The 14,391-nt window shown below is 64.0% G+C and carries 13 protein-coding genes, 1 pseudogene and 1 other annotated feature; of the genes and pseudogenes, 2 read left to right on the forward strand and 12 right to left on the reverse strand.

The window, feature by feature from the left end; translation table 11 throughout:
• Window positions 1-63: 63 nt before the first annotated feature.
• The 3 genes from BKA03_RS14455 to BKA03_RS14465 all read right to left on the reverse strand — a co-directional run bounded on the left by BKA03_RS14455 (window position 64) and on the right by BKA03_RS14465 (window position 2,996).
• Window positions 64-888: a carbohydrate ABC transporter permease gene (locus BKA03_RS14455; RefSeq protein ID WP_238579494.1), complete on the reverse strand. Its 825-nt coding sequence runs from the start codon at window positions 886-888 to the stop codon at window positions 64-66.
• Entirely contained in the window at window positions 885-1,823 is a 939-nt protein-coding gene (locus tag BKA03_RS14460; protein ID WP_083972147.1) for a carbohydrate ABC transporter permease, read from the reverse strand. The genes BKA03_RS14455 and BKA03_RS14460 overlap by 4 nt, the downstream gene beginning before the upstream one ends.
• Window positions 1,824-1,889: 66 nt before the next feature.
• Window positions 1,890-2,996, reverse strand: a complete 1,107-nt coding sequence (locus tag BKA03_RS14465; RefSeq protein WP_062076296.1) for an ABC transporter substrate-binding protein — start codon at window positions 2,994-2,996, stop codon at window positions 1,890-1,892.
• A gap of 649 nt (window positions 2,997-3,645) precedes the next feature.
• On the opposite strand from BKA03_RS14465, the gene BKA03_RS14470 reads away from it, so the two are divergent.
• Entirely contained in the window at window positions 3,646-6,102 is a 2,457-nt protein-coding gene (locus tag BKA03_RS14470) for a beta-glucosidase family protein (protein ID WP_202965776.1), read from the forward strand.
• Window positions 6,103-6,324: 222 nt separating this feature from the next.
• Here BKA03_RS14470 and BKA03_RS14475 read toward each other — a convergent pair whose 3' ends face one another.
• The 4 genes from BKA03_RS14475 to BKA03_RS14490 form a co-directional block, all read right to left on the reverse strand.
• A complete protein-coding gene (locus BKA03_RS14475; RefSeq protein ID WP_179398119.1) occupies window positions 6,325-6,735 on the reverse strand; it encodes an integrase core domain-containing protein in 411 nt (136 codons plus the stop codon).
• Window positions 6,736-6,788: 53 nt separating this feature from the next.
• A protein-coding gene (locus BKA03_RS14480) for an IS3 family transposase (RefSeq protein WP_373366739.1) occupies window positions 6,789-8,053 on the reverse strand; the annotation gives its coding sequence in 2 pieces (ribosomal slippage) (window positions 6,789-7,768 and window positions 7,768-8,053; 1,266 coding nt in all).
• Window positions 7,641-7,768 (reverse strand) — a sequence feature (AL1L pseudoknot). Its footprint overlaps the gene before it by 128 nt.
• Complete coding sequence (locus BKA03_RS14485; protein WP_179398120.1) at window positions 7,996-8,460, reverse strand: hypothetical protein; 465 nt, start codon at window positions 8,458-8,460, stop codon at window positions 7,996-7,998. Before BKA03_RS14485 ends, BKA03_RS14480 begins: the two co-directional genes overlap by 58 nt.
• Window positions 8,457-8,621: a hypothetical protein gene (locus tag BKA03_RS14490; RefSeq protein WP_179398117.1), complete on the reverse strand. Its 165-nt coding sequence runs from the start codon at window positions 8,619-8,621 to the stop codon at window positions 8,457-8,459. Before BKA03_RS14490 ends, BKA03_RS14485 begins: the two co-directional genes overlap by 4 nt.
• Window positions 8,622-8,979: 358 nt before the next feature.
• On the opposite strand from BKA03_RS14490, the pseudogene BKA03_RS14495 reads away from it, so the two are divergent.
• Window positions 8,980-9,255: pseudogene (locus tag BKA03_RS14495) on the forward strand (integrase core domain-containing protein); the annotation flags it as partial.
• A gap of 28 nt (window positions 9,256-9,283) precedes the next feature.
• Here BKA03_RS14495 and BKA03_RS14500 read toward each other — a convergent pair.
• The 5 genes from BKA03_RS14500 to BKA03_RS14520 all read right to left on the reverse strand — a co-directional run bounded on the left by BKA03_RS14500 (window position 9,284) and on the right by BKA03_RS14520 (window position 14,365).
• Window positions 9,284-10,084: an IS481 family transposase gene (locus BKA03_RS14500; protein WP_062076279.1), complete on the reverse strand. Its 801-nt coding sequence runs from the start codon at window positions 10,082-10,084 to the stop codon at window positions 9,284-9,286.
• A gap of 162 nt (window positions 10,085-10,246) precedes the next feature.
• Window positions 10,247-10,711 (reverse strand): ribose-5-phosphate isomerase, encoded by a 465-nt coding sequence (locus tag BKA03_RS14505; protein WP_062076280.1) that lies wholly within the window; start codon window positions 10,709-10,711, stop codon window positions 10,247-10,249.
• Window positions 10,708-12,501, reverse strand: coding sequence for a dihydroxyacetone kinase family protein (locus BKA03_RS14510; RefSeq protein WP_062076281.1), 1,794 nt, complete (start codon window positions 12,499-12,501; stop codon window positions 10,708-10,710). Before BKA03_RS14510 ends, BKA03_RS14505 begins: the two co-directional genes overlap by 4 nt.
• The gene (locus BKA03_RS14515; protein WP_083972130.1) at window positions 12,501-13,397 is read right to left on the reverse strand and encodes an NAD(P)-dependent oxidoreductase; all 897 of its coding nucleotides are present in this window, start codon (window positions 13,395-13,397) and stop codon (window positions 12,501-12,503) included. The genes BKA03_RS14510 and BKA03_RS14515 overlap by 1 nt, the downstream gene beginning before the upstream one ends.
• On the reverse strand, window positions 13,394-14,365 hold the full coding sequence (locus BKA03_RS14520; protein ID WP_238579492.1) for a sugar phosphate isomerase/epimerase family protein: 972 nt from the start codon (window positions 14,363-14,365) through the stop codon (window positions 13,394-13,396). The genes BKA03_RS14515 and BKA03_RS14520 overlap by 4 nt, the downstream gene beginning before the upstream one ends.
• Between the last annotated feature and the right edge of the window lie 26 nt (window positions 14,366-14,391).

The raw sequence follows: 14,391 nt of genomic DNA on the forward strand, positions 1-14,391 counted from the left end.
GACGTGTAGCAATAGACTGCTTATGTAGTAGTCCGCAACATTCCGCCTACAAATTAGCTCACATCATCCCTTGACACTCCCCGAGACTAGCCCGCTCACAATGTGCCGTTGGGCGAAAACGAAGAAGACGACCATAGGTATGAGCGCTATTACAGTAAGCGTCATGAATGCCGGCCAATTGGTGGCGAACTCCCCTACCGCAGCGTAGATTTGAAGTACGATGGTCTGCTTGTCCGGAGATGATATGAAGACCGTCGGAAACACGAAGTCGTTCCACACCCACATCGTTTGAAACACGCCCACAGTCACGAGGATTGGCCTAATGAGGGGGAGGACCACGCGCCAATAAATCTGGCTTGCGCTCGCTCCGTCAATACGTGCCGCCTCAATTATCTCGTACGGAAGAGTCTTCATATACCCCTGAATGATGAAGTAGCAAAATACTGATCCGGCTGCGTAGAGAATGACAAGTCCATTGAGGTTATCAACTAGTTTGAATCCGACAAAAACTCGGTAAAGCGGAATCAAGGTGGACTGCGCTGGCACGACGAACGCGATGAGGAGCACGACTCCGAGCACTCGATTGAGCAATGTGTGCCGCATGATCATCGAGTACGCCGCCATAGATCCCACGAGCAACTGCAACACGATGGCCAAAACGGTCACATACAGAGTATTTGAGAACACCTGCACGAGCGGCACACTCTCAAAAACGTCAATGTAGTTACCGAGGTAAAGCGACGTTGGAAGGCCTAGCGGGTTAGCCACAGTTTCGCGCTGGGTTTTGAAGGTGTTCACGACGATGTAGTAGAGAGGGAACCCCACGACAACCACCGCGCCAAACATGAAAACGGACAGCATGACGTGCCGTCCCTTGAGTTTCTTCACGTCACTCTCCTCTCAAGCACCCGCATGAGCGTCACTTGCGAAATCGCCAGCACCGCGACCGTCAGCGTGAAAACCACCGCAAGCGCGGATGCAAGACCGTAGTGACCCTGCGATACACCAGTGACAATGATTGACTGTGTAATGGTGAATGTTGCGAATCCGGGCCCTCCGCCGGTTAACGCGAATGGCAGGTCGAAGATCTTAAGCCCGTGGGTCAACAACAGAAACTGGCTAATCACAATGGCGGGAGTGAGTAGAGGTAGCGTAATTTTCCAGAATTGCTGCGGCCCAGACGCGCCATCAATAGTAGCGGCCTCGTAATACTCGTGTGGGATTGACTGGAGGTAGGCGAGGTAGAGCACCGCATGCCAGCCCGCGAGCCCCCAAATGCCGACCACGATGACGGACATCCGCGCGAGCCCCGTCGCGGCGAGCCACGCCACTGGGCCCCCACCGCCAAATTTGTCGAGGACCGTGTTCAGCGCACCGGTGTCCAACGGCGACAGAATATAGGCCCAGACGAGGCCTAGTACGAGCATGCTAGGGACTGCGGGGAAGAAGAAAACTGAGCGTGCGAGGTTCCGGCCAAAGAAACGCTTGTTTAGCGCTACTGCAAGCGGTATGGCGATCATCGTTACGCCCACGGTGATGCCCACTGCAAAAAGTAGTGTGAAGGTGAGCCCGGCGAGAAGCGAACTGTCCGTGAACAGCTTCACATAATTGGCAAGCCCCACGAAGTTGACGTCAGAGGAGTAGCCGTTGAAGTCCGTAAAACTCCAGTAAAAGGACTGCGCGAGCGGCACCAAGAAGAGCACCACAAAGACAATGATGATCGGGATCAAAAAGGCCTGGTGTGCTGCCGCATCACGCCAGCCAGTGGTTCGGAGCGCTCGACTTCGCAGGCGAGTGACTATCGCTCTAGCGGTGACGGTCATGCGAATCCCTTCTGATGCGCGGGTGGGGGCGCGGACGCCCCCACCCGCGGCAACTTACTTGCGAGTTCAGGAAGCCGACGCCAACCTGGAGTCGAGCGCTTTCGTGAACTCCTGAGGCGTGATCTCGCCGGTGACCATGCGCTGGATCTGGGCGATCGCCTCTTGATTGAGCACGTCCTCACTACGTTGCCAGGCGATCTGTGGAAGGTAGAGGTTTCCTGCCCGAATATCCGACAGAATTGGATCGAGAGCGGGATCGAGCGTGGGCTTAAAGTCGCTCGTGACGGTGATCTGACCAGTATTTGTCGCAAAGGATTCGGCACCCGCAGGCGAGCTCATCCACGTAAGGAAGGTCTTCGCAGCCTCGACCTTGTCGCTGGATGAGTTGATCGCGAACGCCGGGCTTGCAGCGCCAGCGACATAGGGCTCGAAGCCAGCAATCGCTGGAACCTTAACGACCTTGAATTTGAGATCGGGACCGCCTGCCTCGTGCGCTGCCGCCATGATCCACGGACGACCAATCGTCATCGCGGTTTTGCCCGCGTAGAACGCGTTTTGCGCATCGGCACGTGACAGCCCGACTACGTCACGCGTGACAGCGCCAGACTCGTACAACTTGTTGTATTCCTTGACGATAGGGGTCCACTGCTCGTCAAACGACGAGGTGCCGTCGAAAATCTTGTCGTCCATGGTGCCACCGATCGACGCGTTGTACGCACCAAGCTGTGCGCCGAGAATGATCGGCATGCCATCGATTGCCTCGAGGAAGGGGCTGATGCCCGCCGCGTCGAGCTTCAGGCACATGGCGATGAAGTCGTCCCAGTTCTCCGGAGGAGCGTCGTACCCTACCGAGGCCAGCATGTCCACGTTATACATCAAGCCAGCTCCCCAGGAGGCAATCGACATGCCGTACACCGAGCCGTCACGACCATATGTTGTTTGGTTGAACTTCGGGATGTTAGACATGAAGCCTTCGCCCGCAAGGTCCAGAACGAATTTACCGTCGATGAGACCGGTCTTATTCTCGGCGGCCATCATGAACACGTCCGGCGCGGTTCCAGCGAGCAGGCGAGCTTGCAGCGTAGTGATGTACCCCTGAACCGGCGGCGCGTAGGACGCCTCAATCTTGATCTCAGGGTGGGCGGCCTCAAATGCTTTCAGCACCGGCTGCATCACGTCTTGGGTTTCCCATGACAGGTATGTCAGCGTTGTAGTGCCTCCACCGCTGGCCGAGCCGCTACTTACGTCTGCACTGCTGGAACAGCCCGTCAGTGCTAGTAGCCCAACCGCGAGGCCCGCGGCTCCCATTGCGAGGTTGCGTCTCATTGCCCGTTTCTCCTTCGTTGTGTTGTGTCGCACGTACCCGTGCGTCCACCTTCGGTGCTAGTTGCACCTTCGTGGCCGCGCCAGCTCAGTTGAGTTGTAGCGGGTATCCTCTTAGCGAGCCTTGACTAAGTCGAGCTTGGCCGGCCGCGTGCACGCGATGCCACCCGTTCATCCCCGAACTTGTCGCCGACATCAGGCTCGACTCACGCGCCTTTCGAAAGGCATCCGTCATCCTCACCACTCCTCCTTGAGTCGCTTCTGAACACGTGTTGGAAAAGCATCCACACCAGATCGAACCGGTACGGTACAAGGGCTCTTCACGATCACACATCGTGCACGATTTACGATATTAGGTGACTATGGGTGTTGTGTCAAAACCGATCATCATGCGTAACCGGCGCCCCGACGACGAGGTTGACGCGCCCTCGAGTGGCACCCTATTTTTGTTCGCAGTAGCCGCGTCGCGACCACTCCGACTTCGACGGGAAAGCCAATCGTGAACCCTTCACATCTGCCCGATAGCCAAGTCAACGCTGATGCCTCAAGCGTCTTCACAGGGACCGCGGGTGAGTCCCGCGGCCCTTGGAACAACCCCGAACTCGACACAGCTACCCGTGTCGCCGCGCTGCTCAAGGTAATGAGTTTGGAGGAGAAAGTGGCGCAGTTGTCCGGCGTGTGGGTGGGAGCCGACGACAGCGGCGGCGAAGTTGCCCCTCAGCAACACGAAATGGAGGAACCCATCGACTTCGATGCCCGTCTCGGCATCGGAGTCGGTCAACTGACACGCCCCTTTGGTACGAAGCCAATTGATCCGGCACTTGGCGCACTGAGTCTCGCAAGAACTCAGCAACGCATAGTCGAAAGCAATCGTTTTGGAATTCCCGCAATTGCTCACGAGGAATGTCTCACAGGATTCGCAACTTGGGGCGCCACGACATTTCCCACTCCCTTGGCGTGGGGCGCGACCTTCGACCCCGCACTCATCGAGGACATGGGAGAGTACATTGGGACGAGCATGCGAAAAGTTGGTGTTCACCAGGGACTAGCCCCTGTTCTTGACGTCGCCTATGACCCACGATGGGGCCGAACTGAGGAGACCATCGGAGAGGACCCCTACCTCGTTGGCACTATCGGATCGGCCTACGTTCGCGGTATGGAGAAATCGGGTATCATCACCACTCTCAAGCACTTCGCGGGGTATTCAGCGTCCCGTGAGGGCCGCAATCTAGCGCCTGTGTCAATTGGATGGCGAGAATTACGCGACGTCGTGCTTCCTCCCTTCGAAATGGCAATTCGCGAGGCTGGCGCCCGGTCGGTGATGAATTCTTACGCCGCTCTGGACGGTCTTCCCGTGGCCGCCGATCGACAGTTACTCACTGATCTCTTGAGGAGCGAGTGGGGCTTCAAGGGCACGGTGGTCGCCGACTACTTCGCCATCCCTTTCCTCCAGACTCTCCACGGCGTTGCGAGCGACGTGGCTGAGGCCGCCGCCCAGGCGCTCCGCGCGGGGATCGACGTAGAGTTGCCGACCACCAAGGCATACGGAGCCCCATTGCTCAATGCCGTGAGGGAGGGGGCCATTGATGAAGCGCTGGTCGACCAAGCGGCTACCCGGGTACTTTCGCAGAAAGTTGACTTGGGACTTCTCGATCCCGAGTGGTCAGCTTTTCCGGAATGCCTCGCTCGGCGCGAACTCGACGACGTCCCAGGCTTGCGCGGATCCGTCTCCCTCAATAGCGATGTCGGTCGCGGGATCGCGCGTCGCGTCGCGGACGAGTCGATTGTGCTGCTCTCCAACGACGGGACGCTCCCTATCGCCGACCTATCTACGATTGCCGTGTTCGGACCAAGTGCGGACTTCACCATGTCCGGCATGGGCGGATACGCCTTCCCCTCTCACGTCGGCATACACCACAGCTCGCGGCACGGCATCGATCTCATCTCTGTGCTCGCGGCGCTCAAGCGCACCTACCCTTCAACCTCCATTCGACATCTTGAGGGAACACCCTTCGGCACGGCACAGCCGATTGACCAAGACGCAATTGGGCGTGCATGCACCGGCGCAGACCTCGCCGTGGTGGCACTCGGCGACAACGCACTCATGTGGGGCAAAGGCACTAGTGGCGAAGGATCCGATGCCCCTAGCCTGGAGCTCCCTGGTTTCCAGCGAGCCCTGCTGGAAGCCGTCCTAGCGACCGGTACCACGACTGTCGTCGTACTTTTGGCGGGACGGCCTTACGCGCTTGGCCCGGTCGCGGAGCGATGCGCGGCGATCGTGCAGGCATTCTTCCCGGGGCAGGAGGGTAGCGAGGCCGTCGTAGGCGTATTATCCGGTCGGGTCGCGCCATCGGGACGCCTTCCAGTCTCCGTACCGTCGGGCCCCGGCGGCTACCCGCGTTCCTACCTGTCACCAGCACTTGGACACCGCACGGAAGTCTCTGCCGTAGATCCAACCCCTTTGTACCCCTTCGGTCACGGGCTTTCGTATACGACATTCGACTGGTATGACGGGTCGTGCGATGCCGACGAGGTATCGCCGGATGATGTAGTTCGACTTTCTGTCGCCGTTCGCAACACGGGCAATGTCGCTGGTGTCGATGTCGTCCAGGTGTACCTCACCGATCCGTGGGCATCAGTCTCTCAACCACTCGCTCGCTTGGTCGGCTACACACGAGTCACCCTCGAGCCCGGCGCGTCTGCCATAGTCACTGTCGATGTGCCGATCGCACTTGCCGCGCTGACAAACCGTGACGGAAGGCGAGTGGTCGAGCCCGGCGCACTGACACTTAGCCTGCGACGGTCGAGCGCGAATGTGGCATGCGAGTTCTCACTGACCGTAGTGTGCGATGGGCCCGTCGCCCCCGACGCAACGTCGCCATTGAGTTCATCCGCGCATGTCAACGCCTCGGACGCTAAGGAGTCATTGGCCGACACACGGCGCCCGCACAGGTAGCACGAGTCACGATCCGGAATCTGTCAAGTCAACTGAGACGGTTGTGGTCAGTTCATCTGGGGTTCGACCTTGGGCTGGTTGATCCAGGACTGGGTGGGCATTACCGGCGGGTGCGGTCGGTGGCCAACCGCTCGGGATGGGCGTGGTAGGCGGCGGTGAGGGTGTTCTGTCGGTCCTGGTCGATCGCGTCGGTGGTGCCGAAGTGGACCGAGGCCGGGTGTGTCAGGCGATCGCGGAGTGGCGGTGGATGTAGTTGTACTCGTGGAAGAAGCCGGCACAGAACTCGCGGGCGTGAGCCAGCGAAGCGAAGGCTTTCGGGAACTCAGGCAGGTACTTCAGCGTCTTGAACTGGGCCTCGGAGAACGGGTTGTCGTTGCTGACCCGAGGCCGCGAATGCGAGCGGGTCACGCCCAGGTCGGCCAGCAGCGCCGACACGGGTTTGGAGGTCATCGAGGTGCCGCGGTCGGCGTGCACGGTGGGCGGGACGGCGCCGTTGCGGTCGATCAGTGCGGAGTCCTCGACTTGGGCGATGATCCAGGACGGGTTGAACCGGGAGTAGATGTCGATCAGCCGTAGAGTTGGTAGAAGATTCCCTTGGCCGGGCCGCGCAGTTTGGTGATGTCCCAGGTCCACACCTGCGACGACCCGCCGGCCAGCAGTTCGGGTTTGACTGAATCGCCCCGGGTTTAGTGGAGGGCGAGTTCTCCCAGAAGCGGCTGCTCCTGGGTCGTGTTCTCACGGTAGTACAGGTCTTCCATCTCGATCGGGGTGAGGTATCCGATCGAGGAGTGCAGCCGGTTTTCATTGAACCAGTGGATCCAGGACAGGGTCGCGAGTTCGAGCTCGTCAGCGGTGCGGAACGGGCCGTCGAGCTTCACGCACTCGGTTTTGTAGAGCCCGACGACGGTCTCTGCGAGGGCGTTGTCGTAGGAGTCCCCGACGGTCCCGATCGACGCGATCGCTCCCACGTCTGCGAGCCGTTCCGAGTAGCGCAACGCGGTGTATTGAGCTCCCGCATCCGAATGTTGAATGACTCCTGTGACGTCCTCGCCGGCCCGGCCACGGACCCACAAAGCCATGTCGAGCGCATCCAAGGGCAGATCCGTCGGCATGCGGTTCATCGTGCGCCAGCCGACAATGCGACGTGAGAATACGTCGGTCACGAAGGCGGTGAACGCCATACCCGACCATGTCGGCACATAGGTGAAGTCCACGACCCACAGCTGGTTTGGTCGCTCCGCACGGAAGCAGCGCTGAACGTGATCCGCAGGGCGAGGCGCGGTGTCGTTCGGCCTGGTGGTGACGAACTGCTTGCCGCGGCGCGCACCGCGCAGACCGTGTTCACGCATGAGGCGTTCGACCGTGCAGCGCGCCACAACAACGCCTTCACGGTGCAGCAGACGCCACACCTTGCGCGCCCCACTGAGTCCGCGTCCGCGTTCACGATCCCAGTAGATCCGCTCAATATCGACGATCAGATCACCGTCGCGTATCACACGCGCGGAATCGGGACGGTGCCTGGCGGCGTAGTAACCCGACGGGGCAATCCGGCACCCGTGCTCGGTGAGCACCCGGCAGATTGGCTCGACCCCGAACCGCGAGCGATGCTCGTCGATGAAGGCCACTAGAACGGAAGTCGCGGGTCGAGCTCCCGCGCGAAGAAACTTGACGCGGCGAGCAGTATCTCGTTCGCGCGTTTGAGTTCTCGCACTTCACGCTCCAACGCCTTGATCGTGGCCGCGTCCACCGAGGTCACACCGGCAACCTCTCCTGCATCGATCCGGGCCTGTTTCACCCAGCCACGCAGCGTGTCTGAGTTCACTCCGACCCGATGACCCACACGGATCACGGCCGCGTTCATCGACAGCGACGTCTCCTGAGACATCGCCTCTCTTACAAGCCGCACGGAACGCTCCCTGAGCTCCTGCGGATACTTCCTCGGTGCTGGCATGACTCCCATCCTTTCGGGGAATCAGACCCTCCACCAAACCCGGGGCGATTCATGACCTTGGCGGGGTGGGTCGCCAGCCGTCGCCGTTCGCGGCTCTGTCCGGCCGCCCGGGCGATCCGGTACATGCTCGAGGCCGAGCACCAGTAGCGGCCCTCGTCGAGCTCCCTGGCCCAGATCTGGCCGATCGAGAGGTCCGCATACGCCTCGGTGTTGATCAGCGTGAGCACCGCCACCCGCTCGGCCGGTGAGAGCACCTGCCCGTTCTCGGGCACCGCACGCACCGGCCGGGGCCCGTGCACCGGTCCGCGGGCGTGACGGTAGTGGGTGGCCCTGGCCCGGCCCAGCAGTGCGCAGGACCGGCTGATCGGTACCGCGACCGCACGCAACTCGGTGAATGTCGCTCTCATCGTCTCCTCGACGACGGTGGCGTGCCCGTGCTCTCGGAGATGTGCTCCAAGAGCCCTTGCAGTTTTCCCATGATCTCCACCACCACCTGCGACTTGGCCAACTCGCGGACCAGCCGCTGGTTCTCCGCCCGCAACCGCCCCGGATCGTCCTTCTCGCCCACGCTGGCTCTCGATGCGCCCTCCGAGGGGCCGAGGCGCCACGGGTCACCGCATCACGTGCGCGAGCCCACTCACGGATCTGGGACTGGTACAAGCCCTCACGACGCAACACGGCAGCCTTGCTGCCGTGCGGTGCCGCCTCATACTCCGCAACCACCCTCGCCCGGTAGGCCGCCGTGAACGAGCGCCGGACCGGACGAGCGGCCGGATCTACGACTACTTCTCCTGGGCTCGCCACCGGACCATCTTCGACACCAGGAAGAACTGGACTATTGCTACTCACGAAACTGTCTCCTATCACCACCCTCCACGGTGGGCCCGGGGGCTCCGGCATGTCTCACTACAGCCTGACAGGGAGGGGCCTCCTACCGGGCCCTCGTGACCGGCCTGAGCATGCGCTCCTCGATGGGCAGAACCGGTGTGTGCTGGAATAACAGCATGGCCGAATCGTTCTTCTCGATGCTGAAGAACGAGCGCGTATACCGCACCGTCTACACGACAAAAACACAGGAAAAACGGGACGTCATTGCCTACATCGAGGGCTTCTACAACAGCCGCCGCCGACACTCAGCACTCGACTACCGCAAGCCCAACGAAGTCCACTACAGTTACCAGCAGCCAGCCCTGGCAGCATAAGAGAAACCACCAACTCCGCTGTCCGAAATCACCTCAGCAGCCCAGTCTGGTGGAACCGTTCGTTCTTGCCCTGGGTGGTGGGCTGGTCTGGCTTGCCCGTGATCGGCTTGACGCCGGGGTCGATCAGGTAGTCCACGAGCTTGCTGGTGAAGCCGCGTCGGGTGGGGTTGAACGCCAGCCCGTTGTCGGACAGCAGCCGTTGCGGCACGCCCCAGCGGCGCACCGCCGTGGACACGACCTGCACGGCGGCCTTGGCCGTCTCCCCGCCGGCGACCAGGGTCGCCACTGCCATGCGTGAGTGGTCGTCGATGACCTGGTGGATCGCGACCGGTGTGCCGTCGGCGAGGGACCAGGCGAACGCGTCGATCTGCCAGCAGCAGTTCGGCGCCGGATAGACGAACCTGCGGTTCGCCGCCCGCGGCCTCTTGCGCGGCTCAGGCTTGGAGACCCCGGCGGCCGCGAACGCGCGGGCGAGGGTCGCCCGCGACGGGGCGGACAGGCCTTGCCTGCGCATCCTGGCGGCCACGGACAACGGCCCGCCATCGAGTCCCTGCTCGACGAGCCATGCCCTCACCGCCAGCGCGTCCTCGATCACGGTCGGGTCCGTACGAGTTGGGCTGTGGTGTGGCCGACGAGAGGCGGGCTCGGTAGCGCCGACCGGGCCCAGCTCGCGGGCCTGGCCGCGGATCTTGTAGAACACCGACCTGCTGATGTCGTGCCGCTCACAGAAGCGCGTCACCGCACCGCGCTCGGCGTCCTCGGGCCAGTTCGCTATCGCCCACCGCACGTCGGCGGGCACGTGGTTGAAGTCCATGCCCGAGACGAGCACGCAGGTCAAGTGATCACGAAGTCATGAGACCGGCTGTCCACGAAGTCCTGAGACAGAACCGTCCACGAAGTCCTGAGACTTCACATTCAGACCCCAACTACACCCTCGAATGCGATGAGCCCGGAATGTGCAGCCTGCCGGGAACTCTCTGCGGGTGACCGCCTACTCGCACGCCTCATAGCTGTCGATCGCGGCCACCTTCGCAGCCGAGGCGGAGGTCGGGTCGAACTCGTAACCGAGCCATTCCCGCACAAGGCGCCTGGCGAGCTCCACGCCGATGACTCGCTGCCCGAGGCACAGCACCTGGGCATTGTTCGACAAGACGGCCCGCTCGACGGAGTAGCTGTCGTGGGCGGTCACTGCACGTACTCCCGGCACCTTGTTGGCCGAGATGGCGACCCCAAGGCCCGTGCCGCACACGAGCAGCGCGCGGTCCGCCTCTCCGGCAGCGACCAGGCGGGCCGCGGCGACGGCGATGTGGGGGTACGCCGTGTGCTGATCGGCGTGCACCCCCACGTCGATGACGGTTTGAACGCGTTCGTCGAGTTCGAGGTCGGACTTGAGCCGGTCTTTGTAGGCCAGTCCAGCCTCGTCGCTGCCGATGACGATCCGTAGCAGGTCGGTCACGACTGCTCCTTTCGGGAAGAACTCTCGGGACCGTTCGGTGCGGCGTCGGAGACGGCGGTGGCGATGAGCGCGAGCGAGACCGCGCCGGGATCGGGGGACCCTACGCTCTGGTCCGCGAGCGGACGTGCTCGACCCAGTCGCGGACGCAGGGGTGCTGTCTCGAGTGCCGCCCGTGTCGCCTGCTCCGCCGCCGCGCGCCATGCCTCGGTGGGTTCTCGTCCCGGGCTGTCCGCTCGGCTCAGTGCCTCGTGGAACGGGACGAGCGCGTCGAGCAGTGTCTTGTCGCCGAGCTTCGCATTGCCGAGATCCTGTACGGCATCGATTGCCGCGCCCACCGCCCGGACGACGACGCCGAGCGGATCGGCGTCCCAGCTTTCCCATGCGGGCGCATCGTCGCCAAGGGCGTTGCCGCCCGCCTCGAGCATGGCGCCCCAGAGGACCCCGGAGGTCCCGCCGGCACGGTGTGCCCATGCCTGCCCCGCCTGGACCAGCACCTCACGTGCGCCGGCCCCGCTGGCCAGGGCGATGCGGCCGGCGTCCCGGGCCGCGGTGAGTCCGCGAACCATTCCGCGACCGTGGTCTCCGTCGCCGGCAATCGCGTCGAGTCGTCCGAGGTGGTCCTCGGCCTCGGTGACGGCCCGCAAGGCCGCCTCGATCCCGGCCAACACCCGCCCCGCGTGGGCACGGGCGCGCTCGCTGGCGGGGGGCACGACGCTGGTTGCACCGCTCGGGGTGGTGTGGGAGGGGCGCGTCCGGTCGGTGCCGGTCGTGTCCACGGCATGGAGAGGGGTGCGTGTCGTTCCCTTGCGGTACGCCGGCGCCGCGGTGGGTGCCCGCCAGAGTGCCTCGAGTTCCTCGTCCAGCCACATCAGCGTGAGCGAGCACCCGGCCATGTCGAGGCTGGTCACCAGTTCCCCGATGTCCGGTTCGACAATCGTGATCCCCGCCTCGCGCAGCAGTGGCGCCACCGTGGACCAGACCACGAACAGTTCCTCGTACTTCGTGCGCCCCAGCCCGTTGAGGATGACCGCAGCGCGAGCAGGGCCGGCCACGGGCGCCTCGGCGAGGACGAGCTCAACGAGCGTCGTCGCGAGCGCGGCCGCAGTGGGCAGCGCTGCCTCGCCGATCCCGGGCTCGCCGTGGATGCCGACGCCGATGCCCATTCGCCCCGTGGCGACGGTGAACAGCGGCTCGCTGGCGCCGGGGAGGGTGCAGCCGTCGAACGCGACGCCGAGCGTGCGTGTCATGGCATTGGCATGCAGCGCCACGCGTTCCACCTCGTCAAGGTCGGCGCCTCCCTCGGCTGCTGCGGACGCGGCCTTGAAGACCATGAGGTCCCCGGCAATGCCCCTGCGCAGACTCTCCTGCCCGACCGGGGCGCTCGCGATGTCATCGGTGACGACCACGTACCGGGCGTCGATCCCCTCGGCGGCGAGCTGGCGCCGCGCCAGGGTGAAGTTCATGACGTCGCCGGCGTAGTTGCCCGTGAGCATCACCACCCCTGCGCCCGAGGAGGCGCTGCGTGCCACGGAGGCGGCGGCGTCGGCCGATGGCGAGGTGAAGACGTGGCCCACCACCGCGCCGTCAGCGAAGCCTTGACCCACGAGTCCGCAGAAGGCGGGGTAGTGGCCCGACCCGCCCCCCACGACGACGGCGACCTTGCCGGCGGGCGTCGCCTCAGCGCGCACGACCCCCCCCGGAACCAGCGCGACCAGGTCGGCGTAGGCGTCGACGAATCCCCGCAGCGCTTCGTCGACGAACTGCGCCGGGTCGTTGGACAACACCGTCATCAGGCGGACTCGGGGCTTGCGGCGTGCAGGGCTGTGGCGATGATCGAGTCGTCTTCCGCGGAGAAGCCCAGGGCTTCGCCGAGCAGGAACAGCTGGCCGGCGGCTCCCGCAACGGGCGTCGCAACCTTGACCTCGCGCGCGAGGCCCGCGACGATGCCCATGTCCTTCGAGATCACGTCCAGCCTCGACCGCAGTTCCGGTCGTGCCCCGGTGAGCTGCTGCGCGATGCGAGGCCCGCGGTCGGAAAGCATGAACGAGGCGGCCGCGCCCTTGCCGAGGACCTCGAGCGTGCTGTCGAGGTCCAGGCCCAGGGCGTGAGCGAGCGCGAGGGCCTCGGCCGCGGCTGCGGTGTGCACGCCGCAGAGCAGCTGGTTCACCGTCTTGAGCATCTGGCCGTCGCCCACGTGCGGCCCGGCGACGGTGAGCGTGGAGGCCAGGGCCTCCAGCACTGACCGGCCTTGAGCAAGGGCTGCGGGGTCGGCACCCACCATGATCAACAGGTCGCCCTCGCCGGCGCGAACCGGTCCGCCGCTGACCGGCGCATCGATGAGGTGCACCTGCAACTCCTTGAGCCTGTGGGCGGCCTCGCGCGCCGCGTCACGGCCGACGGTAGAGGTCAGGATGACGACGGCACCTGCGGCCAACCCCTCGGCAGCGCCCAGCGGTCCGAACAGCGCGCGCTCAAGCTGGGCAGCATCCCGCACCCCGATCAGGACGACGTCGGCCCCGGCGCACGCCTCGGCGGGGGACTCGGCGGGGCGTACGCCCGCCAGCTTGGCCAGGCTCAGGCGCTCCGGGTTGACATCGAAGGCGATGACCTCGTGGTCACGAGCGAGGTGGGTCGCCATCGGTAGCCCCATGGCTCCCAATCCCAGGACCGCAACGCGGGGACTCACTTGACACCCACGTCGGTGCCGCGGCTTGCCCGCGCGACCTCACCGGTGGCGACCGCCAGCAGCTTGCGCAGGTACGTGCGATTCTCGGCCATCACCGACAGCCCGTCGCCGCCGTAGTGCTCGACGCAGAACGGGCCGGTGTAGCCGACCGCGACCGCCGTCTTGACCGCGGTGCGGTAGTTCATTGAGCCCGAGTACATCGGGGCGGGCAAGGAGACGACCGCGCCCGTCGTGGGTTCCGTGTCGCGGTAGTAGTTCTTCACGTGCCAGTAGTTGGACAGCGGCAGGCAGGCTTCGACGGCCGCTTGGAACGACTCGATGTCGCGGTGCAGTCGAAAGAGGTTGCCCAAGTCCGGGTTGAGTCCTACCGCCGAGTGGTTGATGTCCTGCACCAGGCGCACGGCGGACTCGGCCGAACCCAGAAGCGTGTCCTCGTACATCTCCAGGGACAGCAAGACGCCGGCGTCGTGGGCGTGCTCACCGAGCTCTCGCAGCCGGCGGACCGCCAGCTGCCACGTCTCCGCGGAGTCGTCGTCCTTGGGCCCGTCGACGGTCCAGAACCACAGGACGTCGCGTTGCTGGGGCGCCAATGGCCGGTGCAGGCCGACGCTGACCACCGAGCAACCGAGCTGCGCGGCGGCGTCGATGGTGCGGTGGGAGTAGGCGAGGTTCGCCTCCCCCGCATCGGGGTCGATCACGCTGCATCGGATCGCCGAGACCGCCTCAGGACGCAGACCGGTCTGGCGCAGCACGTCGGCCAACTCGGTCAGGCGGGAAGCCTCCATATTGCCCACCTTCACCCACGAGTCGGTGAGATCGACCTCCGTGAAGCCTTCGAATGCGACCTCGGCGAACTGGTCGTGCCAGACCTCCGCGGGCGCCTCCTGTGAGGCGGGGAACGGGAGCATCGCGGCGGCGATGGGCCAGCTCTGGCTGGGAGAGGTTGGGGCATGTACAGCGTCGGACACGGAGCCACATCCAAATTCCTATATGA

The sequence above is a fragment of the Demequina lutea genome, from assembly GCF_013409005.1.
GTDB classification, from domain to species: Bacteria; Actinomycetota; Actinomycetes; order Actinomycetales; family Demequinaceae; genus Demequina; species Demequina lutea.

Excerpts from the sequence above, each read along its gene's own strand:
- BKA03_RS14485 (WP_179398120.1), bottom strand. The coding sequence starts at position 8,460 with ATGAGAGCGACATTCACCGAGTTGCGTGCGGTCGCGGTACCGATCAGC.
- BKA03_RS14460 (WP_083972147.1), bottom strand. The coding sequence starts at position 1,823 with ATGACCGTCACCGCTAGAGCGATAGTCACTCGCCTGCGAAGTCGAGCG.
- BKA03_RS14465 (WP_062076296.1), bottom strand. The coding sequence starts at position 2,996 with ATGCAGCCGGTGCTGAAAGCATTTGAGGCCGCCCACCCTGAGATCAAG.
- BKA03_RS14510 (WP_062076281.1), bottom strand. The coding sequence starts at position 12,501 with ATGACGGTGTTGTCCAACGACCCGGCGCAGTTCGTCGACGAAGCGCTG.